20 protein-coding genes and 2 riboswitches are annotated in these 22,729 nt (G+C 73.5%); of the genes, 7 read left to right on the top strand and 13 right to left on the bottom strand.

All coding sequences use genetic code 11. The annotated features are described in order from the left end of the window. Nucleotides 1–41: 41 nt before the first annotated feature. Nucleotides 42–1,061, top strand: coding sequence for an ATP-binding cassette domain-containing protein (locus PO879_RS13130; protein ID WP_278235324.1), 1,020 nt, complete (start codon nt 42–44; stop codon nt 1,059–1,061). Then, nucleotides 1,058–1,882: an ABC transporter permease gene (locus PO879_RS13135; RefSeq protein ID WP_278235325.1), complete on the top strand. Its 825-nt coding sequence runs from the start codon at nt 1,058–1,060 to the stop codon at nt 1,880–1,882. The genes PO879_RS13130 and PO879_RS13135 overlap by 4 nt, the downstream gene beginning before the upstream one ends. A 163-nt stretch (nt 1,883–2,045) precedes the next feature. On the opposite strand, the gene PO879_RS13140 is transcribed toward PO879_RS13135, so the two are convergent. From PO879_RS13140 to PO879_RS13165, 6 genes are all read right to left on the bottom strand, one after another. Continuing rightward, nucleotides 2,046–2,639, bottom strand: a complete 594-nt coding sequence (locus tag PO879_RS13140; protein ID WP_278235326.1) for a DUF559 domain-containing protein — start codon at nt 2,637–2,639, stop codon at nt 2,046–2,048. Next, on the bottom strand, nt 2,581–3,030 hold the full coding sequence (locus tag PO879_RS13145; protein WP_278235327.1) for a hypothetical protein: 450 nt from the start codon (nt 3,028–3,030) through the stop codon (nt 2,581–2,583). The genes PO879_RS13140 and PO879_RS13145 overlap by 59 nt, the downstream gene beginning before the upstream one ends. 202 nt (nt 3,031–3,232) lie before the next feature. Beyond that, nucleotides 3,233–4,183, bottom strand: coding sequence for a universal stress protein (locus tag PO879_RS13150; RefSeq protein WP_278235328.1), 951 nt, complete (start codon nt 4,181–4,183; stop codon nt 3,233–3,235). A gap of 206 nt (nt 4,184–4,389) precedes the next feature. Then, a complete protein-coding gene (locus PO879_RS13155; RefSeq protein WP_278235329.1) occupies nt 4,390–5,220 on the bottom strand; it encodes a C40 family peptidase in 831 nt (276 codons plus the stop codon). A gap of 2 nt (nt 5,221–5,222) precedes the next feature. After that, a riboswitch (cyclic di-AMP (ydaO/yuaA leader) is annotated at nt 5,223–5,384 on the bottom strand. 262 nt (nt 5,385–5,646) lie between these two features. After that, nucleotides 5,647–6,459, bottom strand: a complete 813-nt coding sequence (locus PO879_RS13160; RefSeq protein WP_278235330.1) for a C40 family peptidase — start codon at nt 6,457–6,459, stop codon at nt 5,647–5,649. A 2-nt stretch (nt 6,460–6,461) separates the two neighbouring features. Next, nucleotides 6,462–6,653: riboswitch (cyclic di-AMP (ydaO/yuaA leader) on the bottom strand. An 82-nt stretch (nt 6,654–6,735) separates the two neighbouring features. Then, nucleotides 6,736–7,437, bottom strand: coding sequence for a metal-dependent transcriptional regulator (locus PO879_RS13165; protein WP_278235331.1), 702 nt, complete (start codon nt 7,435–7,437; stop codon nt 6,736–6,738). 39 nt (nt 7,438–7,476) lie between these two features. On the opposite strand from PO879_RS13165, the gene serC reads away from it, so the two are divergent. Continuing rightward, nucleotides 7,477–8,601: a phosphoserine transaminase gene (gene serC / locus PO879_RS13170; protein ID WP_278235332.1), complete on the top strand. Its 1,125-nt coding sequence runs from the start codon at nt 7,477–7,479 to the stop codon at nt 8,599–8,601. Between the two features lie 54 nt (nt 8,602–8,655). Here serC and PO879_RS13175 read toward each other — a convergent pair whose 3' ends face one another. Then, nucleotides 8,656–9,993, bottom strand: a complete 1,338-nt coding sequence (locus PO879_RS13175; RefSeq protein WP_278235333.1) for an MFS transporter — start codon at nt 9,991–9,993, stop codon at nt 8,656–8,658. Nucleotides 9,994–10,090: 97 nt separating this feature from the next. Between PO879_RS13175 and PO879_RS13180 the strand changes: the two genes are divergently transcribed. Next, nucleotides 10,091–10,546 carry a hypothetical protein gene (locus PO879_RS13180; RefSeq protein ID WP_278235334.1) on the top strand — a complete coding sequence of 152 codons (456 nt, stop codon included), beginning with the start codon at nt 10,091–10,093 and terminating at the stop codon, nt 10,544–10,546. Nucleotides 10,547–10,713: 167 nt separating this feature from the next. Here the strand turns inward: PO879_RS13180 and PO879_RS13185 are convergent, their stop codons facing one another. Further along, the gene (locus PO879_RS13185) at nt 10,714–11,733 is read right to left on the bottom strand and encodes an LCP family protein (RefSeq protein ID WP_278235335.1); all 1,020 of its coding nucleotides are present in this window, start codon (nt 11,731–11,733) and stop codon (nt 10,714–10,716) included. A gap of 234 nt (nt 11,734–11,967) precedes the next feature. Between PO879_RS13185 and PO879_RS13190 the strand changes: the two genes are divergently transcribed. From PO879_RS13190 to PO879_RS13200, 3 genes are read left to right on the top strand one after another with little or no spacing between them, the layout of a single operon-like run. After that, nucleotides 11,968–13,488, top strand: a complete 1,521-nt coding sequence (locus tag PO879_RS13190; protein WP_278235336.1) for a glycosyltransferase family 4 protein — start codon at nt 11,968–11,970, stop codon at nt 13,486–13,488. Next, a complete protein-coding gene (locus PO879_RS13195; RefSeq protein ID WP_278235337.1) occupies nt 13,485–15,140 on the top strand; it encodes a glycosyltransferase family 4 protein in 1,656 nt (551 codons plus the stop codon). The genes PO879_RS13190 and PO879_RS13195 overlap by 4 nt, the downstream gene beginning before the upstream one ends. After that, nucleotides 15,137–16,132 (top strand): LCP family protein, encoded by a 996-nt coding sequence (locus PO879_RS13200; RefSeq protein ID WP_278235338.1) that lies wholly within the window; start codon nt 15,137–15,139, stop codon nt 16,130–16,132. The genes PO879_RS13195 and PO879_RS13200 overlap by 4 nt, the downstream gene beginning before the upstream one ends. A gap of 131 nt (nt 16,133–16,263) precedes the next feature. Here PO879_RS13200 and PO879_RS13205 read toward each other — a convergent pair whose 3' ends face one another. The 5 genes from PO879_RS13205 to PO879_RS13225 are packed head-to-tail and all read right to left on the bottom strand — an operon-like array spanning nt 16,264 to nt 22,646. Then, a complete protein-coding gene (locus PO879_RS13205; protein ID WP_278235339.1) occupies nt 16,264–17,007 on the bottom strand; it encodes a methyltransferase domain-containing protein in 744 nt (247 codons plus the stop codon). Between the two features lies 1 nt (nt 17,008). Next, on the bottom strand, nt 17,009–18,853 hold the full coding sequence (locus PO879_RS13210) for a class I SAM-dependent methyltransferase (protein ID WP_278235340.1): 1,845 nt from the start codon (nt 18,851–18,853) through the stop codon (nt 17,009–17,011). Then, entirely contained in the window at nt 18,850–20,043 is a 1,194-nt protein-coding gene (locus PO879_RS13215; protein ID WP_278235341.1) for a glycosyltransferase, read from the bottom strand. The genes PO879_RS13210 and PO879_RS13215 overlap by 4 nt, the downstream gene beginning before the upstream one ends. Further along, nucleotides 20,040–20,987 carry a glycosyltransferase family 2 protein gene (locus PO879_RS13220; RefSeq protein ID WP_278235342.1) on the bottom strand — a complete coding sequence of 316 codons (948 nt, stop codon included), beginning with the start codon at nt 20,985–20,987 and terminating at the stop codon, nt 20,040–20,042. The genes PO879_RS13215 and PO879_RS13220 overlap by 4 nt, the downstream gene beginning before the upstream one ends. Before the next feature lie 60 nt (nt 20,988–21,047). After that, entirely contained in the window at nt 21,048–22,646 is a 1,599-nt protein-coding gene (locus PO879_RS13225; protein WP_278235343.1) for a DUF2142 domain-containing protein, read from the bottom strand. Between the last annotated feature and the right edge of the window lie 83 nt (nt 22,647–22,729).

The following is a 22,729-nucleotide window of genomic DNA, read 5'->3' on the forward strand; positions in this document are numbered from 1 at the left end:
CTACGTTCTACATTGGCAGCACACCCACCGAGGAGACCCTCATGCGCGACGGGCCACAGCACGCGGTCGAGGCCACCGGCCTCGTCAAGCACTTCACCTCCGGCAAGAAGACGACGAAGGCCGTCGACGGCGTCGACCTGGCCATCCCCACCGGCAGCGTGTACGGCCTGCTGGGGCCCAACGGTGCCGGCAAGACGACGGTCGTGCGGATGCTCGCCACGCTGCTGCGCCCGGACACCGGGACCGCGAAGGTCCTCGGCCACGACGTCGTGTCCGATGCCGACGCCGTCCGTGCCGCCGTCGGGCTCACCGGCCAGTACGCCTCGGTGGACGAGGACCTCACGGGGACCGAGAACCTGCTGATGCTGGCCCGGCTGTACGGGTTCCGCGGGCCTGCGGCACGGCAGCGGGTCGCCGACCTGCTCGCGGCGTTCAGCCTCACCGACGCCGGTGGACGACAGGTCAAGACCTACTCCGGCGGCATGCGGCGGCGCATCGACCTCGCCGCCTCCTTGGTGCTGTCCCCGCGCGTGCTGTTCCTCGACGAGCCCACGACCGGGCTGGACCCGCGATCGCGCAACCAGGTGTGGGACATCGTGCGCGTGCTGGTCCAGGACGGCGCGACGGTGCTGCTGACCACGCAGTACCTCGAGGAGGCCGACCAGCTCGCCGACCGCATCGGCGTGATCAACCACGGCCGGCTCATCGCCGAGGGCTCGCCCAGCGAGCTCAAGCACTCCGTCGGCCAGGGCGCGGTGACGCTGCGGCTCGCCGACGCCGGGCGACGGGCCGAGGCGGCCGCCGTCGTGCAGCGGGTGCTCGGGACCGAGCCGACGCTGCCCACCGACCCGTACGGCCTGACCGCCCGGGTGCCCGACGACGGCACGCACCGGGTGGCGCAGGTCCTCCCCGCGCTCGAGGAGGCCGGGATCGCGGTCCCGGAGTTCTCCCTCGGCCAGCCCAGCCTGGACGAGGTGTTCCTGACGCTGACCGGCGAGCCGCTGCCGGAGGACGAGCAGGGCTCGGACGAGCCCGCCCTCGAGCAGGAGGTGTCCCGATGACCGCCGTCGACATCAGCACCACCACGCTGCGCGAGGCCGTCGCGCTGGAGGAACGGCCGTCGCGCCCGTCGGCCGTCTCGACGTCGCTGACGTTCGGGTGGCGAGCGCTGCTCAAGATCAAGCACGTGCCGGAACAGCTCTTCGACGTGCTGGTCTCCCCCGTCGTCTTCACCCTGATGTTCACGTACCTGTTCGGCGGGGCCCTGGCCGGGTCGACGACGGCGTACATCCAGTTCCTGCTGCCCGGGATCCTGGTGCAGACGATCATCATCGTCACCGTCTACACCGGCTACACGCTGAACTCCGACATCACCAAGGGTGTCTTCGACCGCTTCCGCTCCCTGCCGGTCTGGCGGCCGGCACCGATCGTGGGCGCGCTGCTCGGGGACCAGGTGCGGTACACGATCGCGTCGGTCATGTGCATCGGGCTCGGGCTCGTCATCGGCTTCCGGCCGGACGGCGGTGTCCTCGGGGTGGTCGCGGGCGTCGCGCTGCTGCTGGTCTTCGCCTTCGCGCTGAGCTGGATCTTCACCATCCTCGGCCTGCTGCTGCGGACCCCGAACGCCGTGATGGGCGTGTCGATGATGGTGCTCATGCCGTTGACGTTCGCGTCGAACATTTTCGTCGACCCCTCGACGATGCCGTCCGGGCTGCAGGCGTTCGTGGACGTCAACCCGGTCACGCACCTGGTCACGGCGGTCCGCGGCCTGATGGGCGGGGTCGTCGACGCCGGCGACATCGTCACCGTGCTCGTCTCGGCGGTGGTGATGACCGCGGTGTTCGCGCCGATCACGATGTACCTCTACCGCAACCGCCACTGACCCGGCACGTCCCTCCGTGCGCCACCCCACCCGCCCGGGCCGACCCGGCCGACCCGGCCGCCCCATCGTTGTGGGTGTGAAATCTGCAGTCGACACGCCGAAGCCGGCTACAGATTTCACGCCCACAACGGCGGGTGCCCCCGGAAGTCGCGGAGGTCGCCGATCAGATCGTGGCGCGGTACGGCACGACGACGGTCTCCGGCGTGCCGTCCGGCACCGGTGTCGGAGCGCGATCGAGCAGCGGACGGACCCGTCCCACGACGCCGCCAGGACGCACACCACCGTTCCGCGTCAGGTCGTCGCCGACCGCGACGACCACCTCGTACCCGAGCTCCTGGACCCATCGGCGTCGACGCACGTCCTCCCGCCACTGCCCGCGGTCGGTGCGGTGCTGGTCGCCGTCGTACTCGATGACGACCCGATGCTCCGGGTAGAGCAGGTCGCACCGCTTGACGTAGGTGCCGTCGGCCAGCCGGATGGTCGCGTTGACCAGCGGGCACGGCAGGTTGGCGTCCGTCAGCTGCAGTCGTGTCCGGGTCTCCGTCACCGAGTCGGTGCCGGGACGCAGGCGCGGGATCTGGGCACGGACCTGCGCGATCCCCTTGACCTTCCGGGTGCGTGCGGCGAGCCGTGCCAGTTCCGTGGGGCTCGTGAGCTCGCGGGCGTGCCGCATCATCGCGTCACCCAGCACCACGACGTCATCCGGCGACCGCAGACCCGCGGCGACGTGGACGAAGGTCTGGGCAGGCGTCGTCACGGGCAACCCGCGAATCGTCGTCGTGTCGAGGAGCTCCTGCCGGGTGCGCGATCACGTCCTGACGCTGGGGACGGTCGGCCGCGGCGGCGGTGACCACGTGCGGTGCGGCGCCGTCGGCCGCCAGGTCTTCCAGCGTCCACGGGACGTCGACGCCGAACAGCCGCAGGGCCGTGACGTGACTGAAGACCACGCCGTCGCCCAGGACGGGGAGCAAGGCGCGACATCGCGCCTCGAGCCCGACCGTCGCCCCGGACGCGACGCGCACGCCGTGGAAGGGGCTGTCGAACCGGCCCTGACGCAGCGTCGTCGGCTCCACGCCCTGCGCCTGGGCCTCGGCGACGCGAAAGGGCCGGTCCGGAAGGTCGTCGTCCTCAGGCAGTGATCGCGGCACGACATGACCGTGCCAGAGCCGTCAGCACCCGCGCCGACGTTATCCACAGCCCCCGGGTCACCCACCCACCCCCCCCTCTGTTGTGGGCATGAAATCTGCAGTCGACACCGGGGTGTCGACTGCAGATTTCATGCCCACAACAGGAAACGGGGCAGGGGGGCAGGGTGCCGGCGAGCGGACCGGCGGGCCGCGGTACGCGCCGTCAGGCGGCGGAGTCGGCCTGCAGCTCCTCGTCGCACTTGCGCGTCACCACGAGGACCGGGCACTTCGAGTGGTGCAGAACCGCCTGGCTCGTCGACCCGAGCAGCAGGCCACGGAATCCTCCGCGGCCGCGCGACCCCACGACGACGAGGTCCGCGGCGCCGGAGAACTCCGTGAGCAGCTCGGCCCCGGACCCGTCCAGCACGTGCCGCTTGATGGTCAGCCCGAGATGCTCCGACGCGACCCGGTCGACGATGACGTCCAGCCCCGCGCGGACGTCGTCGAGGATCTGCTCGTGGTCGATCTGCGACGGCAACCAGGCGAGGACCCCCGCGCCGCTGCCCAGCGGGACCCCGGCCACGGCCACGAGCTCGGCGCCCCAGGTCTCGGCCTGCTCGACGGCGTGCCGCAGCGCGACCTCGGCGGTCGGCGACCCGTCGACGCCGACGACGATGCGCCGCACGGCGTGCACGGCGGCACCGTCCCGGCGGTCCGGACCGTCGCCCTCCTCCGGGTCCGAGCGGTACGGCACGACGACGGTCGGGCAGTGGGCGTGCGCGGGCAGCGCCGACGAGACGGTGCCGAGCAGACGCTCGGTGAAGCCGCCCCTGCCGCGCGTCCCGACGACCGCCAGGCACGCGTCGGACGACATCTCGACCAGCACCCCGGCGGCGTCACCGGTGGCGACGGTCCCCTGGACCGGGACGCCGATGCCCTCGACACGGGCCGTGGCTTCGGCGAGCACCGCCTTCGCGCCCTCGGCGATCGCCGTGTCGTCCAGCGCCGCGTACCCGCCGTCCAGCGACGCGGCCGTGAACGACGGCAGCGAGTAGGTGCACACCACGTGCAGGCGCCAGCCGACCCGTTCGGCATATGCCGCTGCCCAGTCCAGGGCGTGCAGGCTCGGCTCGGAGCCGTCGACCCCCACCAGGACGACCTCAGGACGTGTCATCTCGCGCCTCCCTCGTACGTCCGGACCTCGGCGTCCGGCGAACCGTGGTTCAAGCCTAGCGAAAGCAGGCCGCAAGACGCAGCAAAGCCGGGCCGTCGGGCGGGGACAGCGCCGAAGACAGCATCCGCGCCGCCACGTCCTGCGCAGAGCACGACGCCCCGGCACTCACGCGGAGTGCCGGGGCGTCGGGAGCCGTCGCGGGACGATCAGCCGGTGACCCGCAGGAAGGTCGGGCTGGACTGCCAGAGGCTGGACTGACGGACGGTCCAGCCACCGGGGCGGGTGGCCTCGATCTGCTGGCCGTTGCCGATGTAGATCGAGATGTGCCCCGGGGACCAGATGAGGTCGCCCGGCTGCGCCTCGGAGGAGGAGATCTGCGTCGTGTTCGAGGCGCTGAGGATCGCGCTCGAGGAGTGCGGCAGCGAGACGCCGACCTGGGCGTAGACGTAGGTCACCAGGCCGGAGCAGTCGAAGCCGGACGGCGAGGCGCCGCCGACGACGTACGGGGTGCCGAGGTAGCGGGCCGCGATGGACACGACCTGCGAACCGCGCGAGCTGCTGGCCGCGGGGGCCGAGGAGGTCGTGGACTCGCTCGTGCTCGACGACGAGGAAGAGGACGACGAGGAAGAGGACGAGGTGGAGACCGGCTCGCGCTCGGCGGAGCGGGACGGCGTGGTCTCACGCACGGGCTCCGGCTCGGGCTCCGGCGCGGCCTTGATGTCGGCCTTCTTGGCGATCTTGGGGGTCACGCGCTCGACGGTGACCTTGGCCCCGGCGTCGACGGTGACCACCGGCGCGCTCTCGAGGGCCTGCTTGGCCTGGTCGGTCAGCGCACCCAGGTCCACGGTGCTCAGCTTCTTGGCCGCGTCCGAGTCCACCGGTGCCGCGTGCGCGGCGGTCGCGCCGCCGATCGTCGACACGAGCAGACCACCGGCCGTGGCCATCACGGCGGCGCGACGGCTGGCTGCGGCCGACGGTGCGGTGATGGGGCGGCGGGCGGCCCGGTGCCGACCGCGCGTGGTGTTGCGTGCGTTCACGTCTTCCCTCTCCTGTCCGCCTACGAAGTCAGCTGTCGGGTTCGGGTGGGAGAAATCACCCGGCCCCACGGTCCGAGAACCGTGGGACTTCACCCCGAGGACACCGTCTCCGGTGCCCAGAAGTGGGTCCCCCGCCCCTGCCTGGGTCTCGGTTCACGACCGGCGGCAGGGCTCGGCGTCCGGTCGAGGTCCGGCAGAATGCTCCACCGAACGCCTGAACCGTATCTGATACGCGGCGCCATGTCACGTTTCGATCACGATCCCGGGCCGAGCGCGTTCCGCGGGCCCCGAATCGGCGTCTGGACGGCCCGCTGAGCGCTTCAGGGAGCGCTCGCGCCCCTGTCTCCGCGAGACCCCTGGACGGACGACAGAGGGCCCTGTCGCGCTTCGGCGCGACAGGGCCCTCTGTCGTGGAGTCCGGCTGCCTCAGCCGACCCGGATGAAGGTCGGGTTGGACTGCCAGATGTTGCGGAACTGGACGGTCTTGCCCGGACGCGGGGCGTCGATCTGGGTGTTGCCGCCCGCGTAGATCGCGATGTGGCCCGGGGACCAGATGAGGTCGCCCGGCTGCGCGGCGGCCCGGGAGACGACGGTGCCGGCGTAGCGCTGGTCCGAGGACGAGCGCGGCAGCGAGATGCCGACCTGCGCGAAGACGTACTGGGTGAACCCGGAGCAGTCGAAGCCGGAGGGGGTCGTGCCGCCGGAGACGTACGGGACGCCGACGTAGCGCGAGGCGACGGAGATGACCGAGGAGCCGACGGCGGAGGCCGGGACAGAGGAGGCGGAGCTCGAGGACTCGGTCGTGCTCGACGAGGAGGTCGAGGACGACGAGGAGGACGTCGAGACCGACTCCCGCTCGCCGGAACGCGACGGGGTGGTCTCGCGCACGGGCTCCGGCTCGGGCTCCGGCGCGGCCTTGATGTCGGCCTTCTCGGCGATCTTCGGAGTCACGCGCTCGACGGTGACCTTGGCCTCGGCGTCGACCGTGACCACCGGCGCCGCCTCCAGGGCCTGCTTGGCCTGGTCGGTCAGCGCACCCAGGTCCACGGTGCTCAGCTTCTTGGCCGCGTCCGAGTCCACCGGTGCCGCGTGCGCGGCGGTCGCCCCGCCGATCGTCGACACGAGCAGACCACCAGCGGTCGCCACCACAGCAGCCCGACGGCCGGCGGCCGCGGAGGGGGCCGCCATCATCGGGCGGCGGGCGGCGCGGTGCTTACCGCGCATGCTGCGAGCAGTCACGTTCAACCTCTCCGTTCGCCTACGAGGTCAGCTGTCGGGTTCGGGTGGGAGAAATCACCCGGCCCCACGGTCCGAGGACCGTGGGACTTCACCCCGAGGACACCGTCTCCGGTGCCCGGAAGTGGGTCCCCCGCCCCTGCCGTGCGGTCATCCGTGGGAGCCGGGGCGGTGACAGGGTTCGGCGTCCGTCCCGGCACTCGCGCAAGACACTTGCGTGAGCGTGTCCGACCGTACCGGAACCCCCTAGGGATGTCACGTTCCGATCACGGATCGCGGTCAGCGCGCCGCGACGAACAGGTGCTTGGCCAGGTCCTCGGGCAGCTCGAGCGCACCGTCGCCGTCGGCGGTGCGCACGACGTAGTCGTCCCCCGCCCGCTCGACCTCGATGCTCACCCCGGGCAGCAGGCCCGCGTCGGAGAGCCGCTCGAGGAACTCGTCGTCGACCTGCACCGGCTCGGCGATGCGCTGCAGCACGACCGCGGCGCCGTCGTCGGGGACCGTCTGCAGGAAGAGCGGCAGGGACTGCACGCCCTCGAGGAACGGCATCTCCTCGTACTGCTCCCCGAGCTCGGACAGGCCGGGGATCGGGTTCCCGTACGGGTCGTGGTGCGGGTGGTCGAGCAGCGTCACGAGACGACGCTCGACCAGGTCGCTCATGACGTGCTCCCAGCGGCAGGCCTCGTTGTGCACCTGCGGCCAGTCGAGCTTGATCACGTCCGTCAGCAGACGCTCGGCGAGCCGGTGCTTGCGCATGACCCGTACCGCCTTCTCCTGACCGTCCGCGGTGAGCTCGAGGTGGCGGTCGCCCGTGACGACGACGAGACCGTCCCGCTCCATCCGCGCGACCGTCTGGGAGACGGTCGGTCCCGAGTGGCCCAGGCGCTCCGCGATCCGGGCGCGCAGCGGCGTGATGCCTTCCTCACCCAGCTCGTAGATCGTCTTGAGATACATCTCGGTGGTGTCGATCAGGTCCGTCACGTCCACTCCCGTCTTGAGGCCCGGGCCTAGTCTATTCGCATGACCCTCCAGATCCCTGCGTCGATGCTGCCCGCGGACGGCCGCTTCGGAGCCGGCCCGTCCAAGGTCCGCACCGGCCAGGTCGACGCCCTCGTCGCGGCCGGCGACCCCGCACGGCCGGTGCTGGGCACCTCGCACCGCCAGGCCCCGGTCAAGGACCTCGTGCGACGGGTGCGCACGGGCCTGACCGAGCTCTTCGCCCTGCCCGACGGTTACGAGGTTGCCCTCGGCAACGGCGGGTCGACCGCCTTCTGGGAGGTCGCGACGGCCTCGCTGGTGCGGCACCGGGCCCAGCACGCGGTGTTCGGCGAGTTCGGCGGCAAGTTCGCCGCGGCCACGGCGCGGGCACCGTTCCTCGCCGACCCCGAGGTCGTCGAGGCCGCGCCGGGCGGCGTCGCGTACCTCACGCCGTCGGACGCCGTGGACGTCTACGCCACCCCGCACAACGAGACGTCGACGGGCGCGATGGCGCCGGTGCGGCGCCCGGCGGGCGACGCGCTCGTCCTCACCGACGCCACCTCGGGCGCCGGCGCCCTGCCGGTCGACCTGCACGAGACCGACGTCTACTACTTCGGGCCGCAGAAGGCGTTCGCGGCCGACGGCGGCCTGTGGCTCGCGCTGCTCTCCCCGGCGGCGGTCGCACGCGCCGCCGAGGTCGAGACGGCCGGCGACGGCCGGTGGGTGCCGGAGTTCCTGTCGCTGACGACGGCGCTGGACAACTCGCGCAAGGACCAGACGCTGAACACGCCGGCGGTCGGCACGCTCGTGATGCTCGCCGACCAGGTCGAGTGGCTGCTGGAGCACGGCGGCCTGGACTGGTCGGTGCGTCGCTGCGAGCGCTCGGCCGAGCACCTCTACGACTGGGCCGCCGACCGTGACTGGGCGACACCGTTCGTGGCCGACCCCGCGGAGCGCTCCACGGTGGTGGGCACGATCGACCTGGACGAGACGATCGACGCCTCGGCCGTCGTCGACCACCTGCGCGCGAACGGGGTCTACGACGTCTTCCCGTACCGCAAGCTGGGGCGCAACCAGCTGCGCGTCGGCATGTTCCCCGCGGTCGACCCCGACGACGTCGCGGCACTGACGGCGTGCGTCGACCACGTCGTCGCCCGTCTCACCTGACGAGTCCCTCCGGAGACCCACCCGGACCGCCCGCTCGCCTCGCGGCGACGGCGGTCAGGCGGCGCGGGCGCGCTCCGGCGTCGGTGTCGGCGGGGCGTCCGTCGGCGGGGACTCCGGCGTCGTGCCCGACGGCGCGTCGAGGTAGACGACCTCCAGGTGCGGACGACGGCGCAGCCGGTACCGCACGCTGACCCGCCACGACCGGCGGGCCCAGACGGTCGCCGCCAGCGCCACCGCGAACGTCGTGATCGACCCGACGAGGATCGACCAGCGGGGACCGAAGGCCTCGCCGATCCAGCCGACGATCGGCGAGCCGATCGGCGTCGAGCCGAGGAACACCATCATGTAGAGCGCCATGACGCGTCCGCGCATCACCGGGTCGATGGAGGTCTGGATGGTGGAGTTCGCGGCGGTCATCATCGTCAGCGCGGACAGGCCGACCGGGATGGTCGTCACGGCGAACAGCCAGTAGGTCGGCATGAGGGCGTTGACGGCCGTGGCGATCGCGAAGGCGAAGGCCGCACCGATCACGAGGCGGACCCGCGGTCGCTCGCGGCGGGCCGCCAGCAGCGCTCCGGCCAGGGACCCGATCGCCAGCACGGAGCCGAGCAGCCCGAACTCGCCGGCGCCCCGGTCGAACTCGACCCGCGCCATCATCGCGCTCGTCAGCTGGAAGTTGAGGCCGAAGGTGGACACGACGGCCATGACGACCATGATCACCATGATGTCCGAGCGTCCGCGCACGTAGCGCAGGCCCTCCACGATCTGCCCCTTGCCCCGCGGTGCGCGGTCCCGGACCCACATCGCGGCGGGGCGCATCAGCGCGACGGCCGCGATCGTGGCGGCGAAGGTGAGTCCGTTGACGACGAACACCCACCCGGGGCCGACGGCGGCGATGAGCAGCCCGGCGGCTCCGGGCCCGATCAGCCGGGCGGCGTTGAAGGAGGCGCTGTTGAGACCCACCGCGTTGGACAGCCGCTCGGGGGGCACGAGCTCGGCGACGAACGTCTGGCGCGCGGGGTTGTCGAAGGCGGTGGCGACACCGAGGCCGAGGGCGAACGCGTAGACGTGCCAGAGCTCGGCGGAGCCGGACAGCACGAGCACGCCGAGGCCGAGGGCCAGCACCCCCATCGAGCCCTGCGTGGCCATGAGGAGACCGCGGCGGGGCAGCCGGTCCGCGAGGAGCCCGGTCCAGGGCCCGATGAGCAGGAACGGCAGGAACTGCAGGGCGGTGGTGATGCCGACGGCGACGCCGGACTCGTCCGTCAGCACGGTCAGCACGAGCCAGTCCTGGGCGATGCGCTGCATCCACGTGCCGACGTTGGCGACGAGCGCAGCGCCGAACCACAGGCGGTAGTTCGGATAGCGGAGGGAGGTGAAGGTGGCACTCATCAGCGCCCCGGTCAACCATCCGGGCACGTCAGGTATTCCCGAGGGGGGTTCGGTCCGGTTCGTCCGTTCCACTACCCTGTCGGGCGTGCGCACCGAAATGACTCTTGCAGACACCCTTCACACCCTCGGCCTGCTCGGCGGCGCGACGCTGCCCCGCTTCGTCACCGACGTCACCGGGCAGGGTGACGTCCTCGAGGTCGTCGCCGACGCCCGTGCCGTCAACGGCCTCCCCGGCCCCCTGAAGATGGCGACCCGCCTCGTCCCGGCGGTGCGGTCCACGCTCCGCGTCGAGGAGTTCGACGGAGGCGTCGCACTGCTGAGCGTCGACGCCTCCGCGGGCGGCCTGCCGGCCCACAAGCTGCTGGGTCTGGCCAAGAGCCGGATCGAGTCGGTCCTGGCCGCCAAGGGTCTCCCGGCCGGCTCGGTCGAGATCCGCCCCGACGCCCGGATCGCGCTGGACGTGCAGCGGCTCGTCGAGAACCGGCACCCGGGCACCACGGTCACCAACCTGGCCTTCACGGACGGCCGGGTGGCCTTCGACACGGCGGCCTGACACCCGCCGACTCGGTCACCCGACCCACGCCTCGCTGCGCCTCGTCGCTGTGGGCATGAAATATGCAGCCTCGCATCGATGCGAGGCTGCATATTTCATGCCCACAGCGTGGCGGGGCGGGCAGCAGGGACGACGGCGGCGGGGACGACGGCGGCAGGCCTCCGGCGCTAGCTGACGGTCGCGGGCAGCAGCTCGAGCTCCTCGCCGTGCTCCTCGATGAAGGAGATCGCCTCGCCGTCGCCGATCGCCGTCATCAGCCTCGTCAGCGGGTCCTCGTCCAGCACCACGATGGACTGGCCGTCGGCGGAGCGGCCCGTCCCCTCGTACGGCGCGGTCATGAACACCACGTCGTTGGTGGAGACCTCCGAGGCCTGGTCGAACAGCTCCTGCATGCGGTCGATCGTCAGCTCGTCGTCCGCCGCGACCGACTCGCTCACCGTCTCGAAGAACCGGGTCATCTTCACCGGGTCGCGCCGGTTGTTGTTGACCTTGCCCAGGATCGCGCGCATCCAGTTCTGCTGACGCTGCACACGGCCGAAGTCCCCGTTCGACAGGCCGTACCGCTGGCGGGTGTAGGCGAGGGCCTCCTCGCCGCTCATCATGTGCACGCCCGCGGAGAAGAACACGTCGTCGCCGTCGCCGATGTCCTCGGGCACACGGATCCGGACGCCGTCCAGGGCGTCGGTCATGTTCACGAACGAGTCGAAGTCCGTCACCACGAAGTGGTCGATCCGGACGTCGGTGAGCTGCTCGACCGTCTGGATCATCAACGACGGACCACCGTACGAGAACGCGGCGTTGACCTTCGCGTGACCGTGCCCGGGGATCTCGACCCACGAGTCGCGGGGGATGGAGATCACCACGGCGTTCTCCCGGTCCGCCGGGAGGTGCACGAGCATGATGGCGTCGGTGCGCTGGGCGCCGGCCTCCCACTGCGACGGGTCGCCGGCCGAGATCCGCGAGTCCGACCCGAGCACCAGGAAGTTGACGTCGGTGAGCTCGTCCTCGGCCGTCGGCGAGGGCTGGGCCGGCTCCGGCCGCTCGCTGATCTCGGCGAACGGGTCGCCGAGCCTCTCGACGTTCTCGTCCAGACGCTGCTGGAACCACCACATCCCGCCGAACGCCGTCCCGGCCAGGACGGCGACCAGCACGCCGACGACGACCAGCGCCCGCGACGTGGTGCTCATCCCCCGTCGTCGCCTCGCGTGCCGCTGCGGCGGCGGGTCGTCGGGAACTCCGGGCACCAGCGGCTCGCGAGGGGTGTGGGTCACAGCGCAGATCTTAAGGCCCCGGGCAACGGACCTCCGGCCCGGCATGCAAAGACCGGGTGATGAATCTGTGTCCAGTTGCCCCTATCATCTACGGGGGCGGTCGCCCGTTCGACGCACCGCTCGTCCTCAACCTCGAGACGGAAGAGACAGATGCGCTCCACGACGCGACGGTCGGCGCGGCGGCATCTGCTGCTCATCACCCATCACTACGCGCCGGAGCACGGAGCCCCGCAGCGCCGCTGGGGCTCCTTGGCCCCGCGCCTCATCGGGGCCGGCGTCGACGTGTCGGTGCTGACGCCACCCCCGCACTACCCCAGCGGCCGTCTCTTCGCCGACCTGCCCGAGTACGCACCCGGCCGGATCAGCCGGGGCCGGCACGGCGAGCGCATCGTGCGCACCCGCTTCCGCGAGCACACCAGCCGCCTGCGGTCCCGCTCGGTGGACCAGGCCGTCGCGGCGTGGAGCACGATCGTGCTCGGCCTGCGCATCTTCCGCCACCCGGACCTGCGCCCCGACGTCGTGGTCGGCACGGTGCCGGGCATCCCGTCGATGTTCGCGGCCTGGATCGTGGCGCGTGGCCTGCGGGCCAAGTTCGTGGTCGAGATGCGCGACGCCTGGCCGGACCTCATCGAGCCCGCCGGGCTGTTCCGCTCACGCCGGTCGCTCAAGGCCCGGGTGCTGGGAGCGCTCCGCACGCTCGTGCACCGCACCGTCAGCCGTCTGCAGAGCCACGCCGACGCCGTCGTGACGACCACCGAGACCTTCGCCGACGTCCTCCGGTCACGCGGGGTCCGACGCGTCGCCGTGGTCCGCAACGGCACCTCGTTCGAGCGCATCGCCGACGACGCCGACGCCGGCACCGACGCCCCGGCCGACGGCCACCCGCTGCACCACCGCCCGCTGCGCGCCGCCTACGCGGGGACGATCGGCCGCGCCCAGGACCTCGCGACCGTCGTGCGTGCCGCCGCCCGCCTGCGGGACCGCGGTCGGGCGGTCGAGGTGCGGATCATCGGCACGGGCGCCGAGGTCGAGAGCCTGCGTCGACTGATCCGCGAGCTCGACGCCCCCGTCTCCCTCGGCGAGCCCGTCCCGCACGACGAGGTCCGCGACCTGTACGCGTGGGCCGACACGGTGCTGGTCTCCCTGCGCGACTGGGAGCCCCTGGAGTGGACGGTCCCGTCGAAGCTCTACGAGGTGATGGCCTCGGGACGCCTCGCCACGGCGTGCGTCGCCGGGGAGGCCGCCGACCTCGTCGCCACCACCGGTGCCGGCGCGGTGGTGATGCCCGGTGACGTCGAGGGACTCGCCGACCTGTGGTCCACCTGGGTCGACGACGGCGCGGCACCGACGGCGTCGGCCGCCGCGGCCCGCTGGGTCCGGGCGAACGCCGACGACGACGTGCTGGGCGAGCACTACGTCCAGCTCGTCGACCACCTCATGAACTCCCGCGGCCATGCCACCGCGCGCAGGAGCACCCCGGCCGCCGACGCGACCGCCGGGGCCGCGGCCGGAGCCGCCCCGGCCGGCACGTGCCCGACCTGCGCCCGGCTCGACACGCTGCCCGACCCGCGCGACGTGCTCTCGACCCGGTCGGTCTCCCCGCGGGTCGCCACGGTCTCCTCCCCCGCGCAGGCCCCCGAGGGGGAGCTCCGGCCGAGGACGGCCCGGTGAGCCGCGCGGCCGAGCTCGCGCGCAACCTGCGGTTCACGGCCTCCTTCGCGTGCGGCGCCCTGGTGACCGACCCGGCATGGCTGGTGCTGCAGGCGAGCCGTCGGCTGCCCGCCCGCGTCAGCGCCGTCGTCGTCCCCCGGGTGGAGAAGGTCGTGGGCGACGGCACCTCCGGTCCGGCCGGGCGACTGCGCGCGGCGTGGGCGGCCGGCGACGTCGCCGCGCTCCGGGACGCCGAGCCCCGCGGGAGCACCGAGCGTCGGGTGCGGCGGTCGCTGCTCGGGCAGGTCGCCGCGCTCGACCTCGAGGAGGACGCCGAGCTACCGGCGCCCGGGCCCGCCGGAGCCAGCGGGGCCACCGCGACCGCCGCGTCCGGGTCGCCGGAGCGGGCCGTCGCCGTGCACCACCACCTGACGAACTCGCTGCCGCACACGCAGAGCGGCTACACGCTGCGCACGCACGCGATCCTCACCACCCAGCGTGCGGCCGGCCTCGACGTCACCGCGACCACCCGCGCCGGCTACCCGCTGACGATCGGCGCCCTGGGAGCCCGCGCGACCGACGTCGTCGACGGCGTGCCCTACACCCGGCTGATCCCCCGCTCGCTGCCGTCCGACCCGGCGCGACGTACCGCGGACGCGACCGCCCTGCTCGTCGAGGCCGTGCGGACGTCGGGCCCCGACGTCGTGCACGCCACGACGCCGTGGACCACCGGGGCGGCGGCACGCGCGGCCGCCCGCCGGCTCGGTCTGCCGTGGGTGTACGAGGTGCGGGGTCTGCCGGAGGAGACGTGGGCCGCGTCCCACCCGACGGCGGAGGCGCGCGAGGCCGCGACGGCGTCCGAGCGCTACGCGTTGATCCGGGCCAAGGAGACCGAGCTGGCCCGCACCGCGGACCACGTCGTCACGCTCAGCGCCACGATGCGCGACGAGCTGGCCGCCCGCGGCGTCCCGGCCGACCGGATCACCGTGGTGCCGAACGCCGTCGACGCGGCGCTGCTCGACGCGGACACGCCCGACCCGGCCGCCGCCCGCGAGCGCCTCGGGCTGTCGGGGCCGCGGTACCTGCTGGGCACGGTGACCTCGGTGGTGGGCTACGAGGGCCTCGACACGATCCTGCGCACGGTGGCCCGGCTGCGGGCCGCCGGTCTCGACGTCGGCGCCCTCGTGGTCGGTGACGGGGTGGCCCGGCCGGGCCTGCTGCGGCTGGCCACGGAGCTGGGGATCGCCGAGCACACCACGATGCCGGGTCGCGTGCCGCGGGACGTCGCGCACACCTATCTGGCGGCACTGGACGCGGTGCTGGTGCCGCGACGGCCGGACCGGGTCACCCGCCTGGTCACCCCGCTCAAGCCGGTGGAGGCGATGGCCCTAGGACGTCCGGTGGTGGCCAGTGACCTGCCCGCGCTGCGGGAGGTCTGCTCCCCGGTGGACGGCGGCGACCCGGCGGCCCTGCTGGTCGCGCCGGACGACGAGGCGGCGTGGGCGGACGCCGTGGAGCACCTGCTGACCGACGACGCCGCCCGGTCCGCCCAGGTCGCGGCCGGTCGCGCGGTGGCCGCCCAGCGCACCTGGACCCGGCTCGTGGCACGGTACGACCTGGCCTACGCGGCGGCGACCGGTGCCGCGACCTCGACACGGAAGGATCCTCGATGACTCCCCGACCGCGCCTGGCGCGTCTGACCGCCCTGGTGACCGCGGGGGTGCTCGCGCTGGCGGGCTGCACCGACCCGGCGTCGACGCCCGCGGCGGCACCCACGGCGACGGTCAGCGCGGAGCCGACCCCGGCGACCAAGCAGTCGGTACCGGCACCGCCGGCGGGCGCGGACGACCCGCTGGGCGGGGGCGCGCAGAACGTGATGCTCATCGGCACGGACTCGCGGGACGAGTCCTCGCTGTCGGGCAACGCGGACACGATGATGCTGATGCACGTGCCGGCCGACCGGTCGGCGCTGTACCTGGTGTCGTTCACCCGGGACATGTGGGTGGACATCCCGGGGATCGGCGAGGGCAAGATGAACGCGGCCTTCGCCCGCGGCGGCACCCAGACGCTGATGGACACGGCGTCCGAGCTGCTCGGCGGGGTCGAGTTCGACTACGCGATGCAGACCAACTTCAACGGGTTCATCAACCTCACGCGGGCCCTGGAGGGGTTCGAGGTCGACAACAAGCACCACTCGACGGTCGAGGTGATCTCGACGGGGCGGGTCGTGGACTTCCCCGAGGGCCGGATCACGCTGGAGAACACCGACGGCCTCATCTACGTGCGCGAGCGCAAGCGGCTCCCGCTGGGCGACCTGGACCGCACGGAGCGGCAGCGCGCGGCCGTGATCGGGATGATGGACCGCATCGCCAAGCAGGCGGACGACCCGGCGTTCCTGGCCGAGCTGGTGGCCCTGATGTTCAACAACGTCAAGGTGACCGGAGACCTGGGCGTCGAGGACTTCGTCGACCTCGTGCCGCTGGCCGGGGAGCTGACCCGGGACGACGTCGTGAGCCTCATGGTGCCGATCACCGGGTTCGGGACGGTGAACGGCGCGTCGGTGAACCTCGTCGACGAGGCGCAGACGGCGGCCCTCGGCGAGGCGATCCGTACCGACACGATGGACGACTACGTCGCGGAGTACGGCACCGACTACGCGCCGTGATCCCCGCGTGTCGTCGAGATACCGTCTCGTCGCCCAGATACCGAGCGATCGACGTCCTGGAGCGCGATGATCCCGTATCTCGGCGACGGATCGGTATCTCGCGGCCAGCGTGGGACCCCGGCTCCGGGGTCCTAGGCCGGGACGGTCCCCCAGGCGACCAGCGCGGGGCCCGTCCGCGGGAACGCTCGCTGGGCGAGGCGGAACGGCCAGGTGGCGGCCGTGATCGCGGCGCCCGTGGCACCCGAGGACGGCTGGTACAGCCGCCCGGAGCGCGCCGTCCGCTCCGCGGTCGTGGTGCCGTCACCGGTCAGCCGGCGCTGCGCGACCCGGTTGCGCACGGTCTCCAGGGCGTACGCGAGCGGCATCCCGTAGAGCTGCCCGCCGACGTCGGCCAGTCCGGCGCCGCGCAGGAGCTCGCGCATGTGCGGCGGGTCGTAGCGCCGGTGGTGGCCGACGGCGGTGTCCATGGGCCCGAACCGGTCCTGCCACGCGGGGGTCGAGACGAGCACGAGCCCACCCGGGCGCAGCAGCCGCACCCAACCGGCCAGCGTCCCGGCGTCGTCCTCGAGGTGCTCGAGCACCTCGAAGGCGCACAGCACGTCGAACCCGCCGTCGAGGTCGGCGGACTCCACCGCCCCGTGCACGACCCGGCCGGGCAGCCCGGCCGCGGCGAGTCGGGCGTCGGCGACCTCGGCGCTGGCGCGGTCGAGCTCCACGCCGGTGTAGTAGTAGCCCGCGGCGGCCAGACGGACGGCGACGGCGCCCTGCCCGCACCCGATCTCGAGGACGCGGGCACCGGGCCCGGGCAGGTGTCGCCGCACGACGTCCCAGCGCAGGGCGCCGAACAGGGTCAGGGGCGGGATGCTCGTGCTCACGTCAGTCCTCCGGGGGACGGGTGTCCGGGTGCGCGGCGGGTCGTCCGCCGGGCGGCTCGTCGGGCGGGTCGTCGGTCTGCGGGCGCGTCCCGACGGCGACGAGCCCGGTCCCGGCGTGCGGCAGGGCCTGCTGCAGCAGCCGGAACGGCCAGGTGCCGACCGCCGTCAGCACACCGGTGAGGCGGCGGCGCGGCTGGAGGCGGCGGCCGGAGTCGGCGGTGCGGGCGGCCAGGTCCGGGTCCGACGACGGCGCGCCGTCCGGGGCCGCCGCACCCGCCGACGGCACGGCACCGGCACGCGCCGCACCGCCGGCGGACACCTCCGCGTGCTCGGGCCTGCGCCGGGCGACCCGGTCGCGGATCGGTTCCAGCACGAAGCCGAGCGGGGCGTCGTAGTGCCGCACCACGACGTCGGTCAGCCCGGCGTCCGCGAGCAGCCGCGCGAGGTGGGACGGCTCGTAGCGGCGGTAGTGCCCGGCCATGGCGTCCCACGGCCCGTACCGGTCGGGGTCGGCCGGGGTGGACAGCAGCAGCGTCCCCCCGGGGCGGACGCGGGCGGCCCACTCGACCAGCGCCGCGGCGTCGTCCTCGATGTGCTCGACGACCTCGAAGGCGCACACGACGTCGAACCGCTCCTGCGCCGGAAGAACCGTCAGGTCGCCGTGCAGCACGCGGGCCGCGGGGTCGACGGGGCCGACGCGCGCGGCCGCCACCTGCCACGAGCCGGCGTCGAGCTCGACGGCGGTGTAGTCGTGCCGGGCGGCGATGCGCATCCCGAACCCGCCCTGGCCGCAGCCGATCTCCAGCACCGCCGAGCGCCGGGTCGGCAGCATCCGGTGCACGACGTCCCAGCGCAGCCAGGCCCGCGGGGCCAGCGGGGCGAACCGCACCCCGGCGGGCCGGCGGCACAGCGCGCCGATCCCCGCGAACAGCAGGTCGGCGAGGGTGATGAGGACCCTGCTGACCAGCACGACGAGCAGCACCTCGGCGTGCGGCAGCGCCCCGGTCAGCACGGCGAGCAGCACGAGCTCGCGCGCGCCGGCGCCGGCCGGCACGACGACGACGAGGAACCCGACCATCCAGGCCAGCGCGTACCCGCCGACGGCGAGCGCCAGCGTGCGCACGTCGCTCGTCATGCCGAGACCGGTGGCGAGCAGCCACACCTGCAGGCCGGCGAGCAGCCAGCCGGCGACGGCCCACCCGGCGGCCGCACCGAGGCCGCGCCAGGACAGCGGGTGCTCGAGGGCGGGTCGTCGCGCCCACCGCAGCGCGGCGGCGAGCAGCCGGTTGAGCACGGGCGGCAGCAGCAGGACGACGACGGCGGGCAGCAGCCAGAGCACCCAGCTCCAGCTCTGCAGCGAGTCGAGCGCGACGAACGGCAGCGCGACGAGCCCGACGACGGCCCCGGAGACGACGCCGACCCCGGTGGCGACGGCGGTGGCGGTCATGGTGCGGCGGCGCGGGACGCCGTGGTCGGCCCCGACCTCGGCGGCGGCCACCACGTTCCACACGCCGCCGGGCACGTACTTGCCGAGCTGGCTGATGCCGAACACGGCGACGGCGGCCCGCGGCCCGAGCCGGGAGCCGAGGTCGGTCAGCACGGCCCGCCAGGACAGCCAGGTGCAGCCGACGAACAGCACGGCGAGGACGGCGGCGAGGGCGAGACGGCCGGCGGGCAGCGCCTCGGCCGCGTCGGCGAGGTCCTCGCGCACGGCGACGACGGCGTAGACCGCCAGCGCGAGGGCCAGGACGAGGAATCCCCAGCGCACCCAGGGCGAGCGCAGCACGGCGAGCAGGCGGGCCACGGCACCGGGAGGGGTGGCGGGATCGCTCCGGGTGCCGGTCACGGCCGCACCCCGCGGGCGGCGAGGGCGTCCACCAGCGGGCCGACGACGGCGGCGGGCCGGACGGCGTCGCGTCCGGCGTGCGCACGCCTCCGGGCGGCGGCCAGCTCGGCCGGGTCGGTGAGCGCGACGAGCCGGTCGGCGAGCGCCGCGGCGTCCCCGGGAGGGACGAGCTCGAGGTGGTCGCCGAGCAGGCGACGCTGCGGCGGGGTGTCGGAGGTGACGACGACGCAGCCGGCTGCCAGCCCCTGGAACACCTTGTTGGGGACCACGCGGAGGGCCTTGGGGGTGGTGCCGTGGATGCCGAGGCAGACGTCGTGGTCGGCGACGAGCGCGGGCAGCTCGGCGGGTTCGACCCAGTCGAGCCAGGTGACGCCGGGGGTCCCGGCGAGCGCGGCCCGGGCGGCGTCGTGGTCCTGGCCGTGACCGGCGAGGGTCGCGACGATCGGCCGACCGGCCGTGGCCGCTCGGGGCAGCGCGTCGGCGAGCGCCTCGGCGAGGGTGACCGCGCCCTGGAGCGGGGTGAACAGGCCGAAGAACACGACCCGCAGCGGGTCGGCGCCTGCCGGGGTGCCGCCGTCGTCCCGGGCCGCTGCGAACCATGCCTCCGGTGCGCCGACGGGCACGACCACGGCCCCCTGGCCGGTCGAGCGTCTCTGTTCCTCAGGATTCAGGGGCCGACTCCTGAGGAACAGAGACGCTCGACGACGGGGGGAGGCTGGCAGCAGCGCCCGGTGTTCGTCCGTGTCGAGCACGACGACGTCGGCGCACGCCAGCGCGAGGCGGTCCAGCCCGTGCAGCAGCCGGACGCGCAGTCCGCGGGCGCCCCGGTCGGTGGCGGTGTCGGCGGCGAAGACGAGGTGGTCGAGCACCACGGGCGTGCGCGGGTGCAGCAGCCGGGCCAGGACGACGTCGAAGTGTCCGAGGTAGCCGACCAGCACCGCGTCCGGGGCGCCGTGCGCGCGGCGGTGTCCGACGTCGTCGCGCACCAGGGCGAGCCAGCAGGTCAGCAGGCGCAGCACCAGTAGCGGCAGCCGCCAGGGCTGACGCAGCATCCGCACCCGGGAAGCGGTGGAGAACCCGAGGGGCCGGTTCAGCTCGTCGACGCGGTAGCCGTGGGCGCGCAGCCCGGCGACCAGGACGCCGACGCGCGGGTGCCGGGCGGCGTCGTAGGTACCGAACGCGACGATCACGTGTCGCGCCCGTACTGCAGGTGCTTGACCCGTTCCAGGGTGTCCTCGATCAACGTCCGGTTGGTGCGCTGCAGGTCGGCGATGACCAGCAGCGCCAGGCACAGCAGCGACCCCACGAGCATCGCGGCGGCGAAGATGAGGGACTGCACGTGCCCGCCGCCCTCGCCCTGGACGAAGAACACGAGGAAACGCACGGCTGGCACCGCCGAGGCGAGGAAGAACAGCGCCGCCAGGGACAGGAACACCAGGTGCGGGCGGAACATGATCCACGAGCGCACGATCGCCCGACCGGAGCGCCCCATGTGCTGCCAGATGTTGCGGAACAGCCGCGACTCGCGGGTCTTGGGGTTGGTGACCACGGGCACGGAGACGATCCGCAGGTGCTTGTTGCCCGCCTGGATGATCGTCTCCATGGTGTAGCTGAACTGCGTGATGACGTTGAGGCGCAGCAGCGCGGCGCGGGAGTAGGCGCGGAACCCGCTGGCGGCGTCGGGCAGGGGCGTGTTCGCGGCGGCGCTGACGACGCGGGACCCGAGGCGCTGCATCCGCTTCTTGAACGGGCTGAAGTGCTCGATGGTGGCGGTCTGGCGGTCGGCGACGACGACGTCGGCCTCGCCGGCGAGCACGGGTGCGCACAGGTCCCCGACCCGCTCGGAGGGGTACTGGTTGTCGCCGTCGGTGTTGACCACCACGTCCGCTCCGAGCGCGAGGGCGAGGTCGACGCCGTCGCGGAAGGAGCGCGCCAGCCCCATGGTGGCGGTGTGCCGCAGCACGTGGTCGACGCCGAGGTTGCGGGCGACGTCGGCGGTGCCGTCGGTGGAGCCGTCGTCGATGACGAGCCACTCGACCTCGTCGAACCCGTCGACCTGACGCGGCAGGGTGGCCAGGACGAGCGGAAGGGTCTCGGCCTCGTTGAGGCACGGGATCTGCACGACGAGCTTCATCGAGCCCTCTCCGGTCCGACGACAGTGCTGCTGAGCGGCGTGTGGCCGCCCGGCGCGAGTCTAGCCACGCGCCGCGTTCCGGGACCGGTGGGGCCACCGCCAGGCGGCGACCAGCCCGGCGACGAACCCGAGCGCCACGACCACCAGCACCGCGGCGACGGCGGTCCCGCTCAGCGGGCTCCACGCGGCCCAGCGCTCCCAGGCCTGCGCCGCCGACTCCCCCGGCCCGCGGTACATCGCGACGAACGCCCAGCCGAGTCCCGCGACGCCGGCCACCACGGCGAGCGTGGTGAACACCGGGACGACGACGGCGGCCCACCGTTCGCGCCGGTGGCACGCGTGCCACAGCGCGATCGCCAGCAGGGCCGCGAGCGCCGTCAGCCCGCCGAAGACGTAGCGGCCCTGCAGGGCGACGAGGACGCCGGTGTCGGTCCAGCTCCGGGCCGCGTTGACGACCACGGCGGCGGCGAGACCGACGGGCAGCAGGGCGAGGGCGAGCGACCCGCGTCGGGCGCCGGGCAGCACGACGGCGGTCAGGACGGCGGCGAGGAGGATCGTCGAGCCGACCACGACGAACGTGCCGGGCAGGCGGATCTCCAACCAGGACAGGTTGCCGAAGAACGCCTGGGCGGTGCGGCCGACCGCCTCGGAGAGCACCTGGTCGGCCGGCACCTGCGTCATGCCGGAGTAGTCGCGCGGCAGACCGACGGGCTGCACGGCGCCGTCGACGATCCAGTTGCGGGCCCACCACCAGCCCCCGACGACGAAGGCGAGCGCCAGGGCGACGAACCCGCGCCAGATCCGGGAGACCGCCGTCGGACCGGCCCGGGGTCTCGAGCGTGGTCCGGGAGCGAGCAGGTAGGCGGCGACGACGGTCGGGATCGCGAACGCGAGCATGACCTTGGTCAGCAGGCCCACCCCGAGCACGAGGCCGACGGCGGCGACCACCCGCCAACGCAGGTCCCCGGTGACCACCCGGGCGGCCAGGTAGGTGACGCCGGCGCCGGTCAGCACCACCAGCGCGTCGTTGTTGGCGGCGCCCATGATGTGCCCGACCTGCGGGATCAACAGCGGGAACGGGGCGGCGACGAGGGCGGCGGCGCGCGAGCCGGTCAGCCGGCGGGTGGTCGCGGCGGCGAGCGGCACCGTGGCGGCGAACAGGGCGACGTCGAGCAGCCGCAGGGTCAGCAGGGCGACGTCCCACCGCGCGTCGGCGGTGCCGGTGGCGTGCAGGACGGCGGCGCCGAGCGCGTAGTAGGCGGGCGGGTGCTGGGTCATCTGGTCGACGGTGGCGCTGGTGCCCGGCGCGGGCAGCGCGTTGACGGGGCCGATGGCGACGCGCTCGGTGGCGGGGACGGGCGTGAGGTCGACGAACTGGGTCTCGTCGGGGCGGTGGCGCCAGCGGCCGGGCAGGTCGGCCGGGTAGGCGGCCTCGGCGACGGCCTGGTCGGTGACCGGGGCGAAGTGGGCGTCACCGGGGGCCGGCCATCCGCCGCCGTAGGCGATCCGGACGACGCTGTTGAGGTGGTTCTGCTCGTCGGGCGACCGGAAGCCGGGGGTGAGCACCGCCCACGCCACGGACCACAGCGCGACGACGAGGGTCAGCAGGGCGAGGGTGCGGCGGTAGGCACGCTCGGCCGAGGGCGTGTCTCGCGTCACATGGTCATTGTGGCAGGTGGACGGCAGTGTTGCCTGCGACGGCTGCCTACCGAAACTCTGCGTAGAGTGCTTACCGAATGAAT

Source organism: Isoptericola sp. AK164, assembly GCF_029643425.1.
GTDB classification, from domain to species: domain Bacteria; phylum Actinomycetota; class Actinomycetes; order Actinomycetales; family Cellulomonadaceae; genus Isoptericola; species Isoptericola haloaureus.

Coding starts and splice junctions, on each gene's coding strand:
- PO879_RS13200 (WP_278235338.1), top strand. CDS start 15,137: ATGACTCCCCGACCGCGCCTGGCGCGTCTGACCGCCCTGGTGACCGCG.
- serC (WP_278235332.1), top strand. CDS start 7,477: ATGACCCTCCAGATCCCTGCGTCGATGCTGCCCGCGGACGGCCGCTTC.
- PO879_RS13190 (WP_278235336.1), top strand. CDS start 11,968: ATGCGCTCCACGACGCGACGGTCGGCGCGGCGGCATCTGCTGCTCATC.
- PO879_RS13150 (WP_278235328.1), bottom strand. CDS start 4,183: ATGACACGTCCTGAGGTCGTCCTGGTGGGGGTCGACGGCTCCGAGCCG.
- PO879_RS13220 (WP_278235342.1), bottom strand. CDS start 20,987: ATGAAGCTCGTCGTGCAGATCCCGTGCCTCAACGAGGCCGAGACCCTT.
- PO879_RS13180 (WP_278235334.1), top strand. CDS start 10,091: ATGACTCTTGCAGACACCCTTCACACCCTCGGCCTGCTCGGCGGCGCG.
- PO879_RS13185 (WP_278235335.1), bottom strand. CDS start 11,733: ATGAGCACCACGTCGCGGGCGCTGGTCGTCGTCGGCGTGCTGGTCGCC.
- PO879_RS13175 (WP_278235333.1), bottom strand. CDS start 9,993: ATGAGTGCCACCTTCACCTCCCTCCGCTATCCGAACTACCGCCTGTGG.
- PO879_RS13130 (WP_278235324.1), top strand. CDS start 42: ATGCGCGACGGGCCACAGCACGCGGTCGAGGCCACCGGCCTCGTCAAG.
- PO879_RS13135 (WP_278235325.1), top strand. CDS start 1,058: ATGACCGCCGTCGACATCAGCACCACCACGCTGCGCGAGGCCGTCGCG.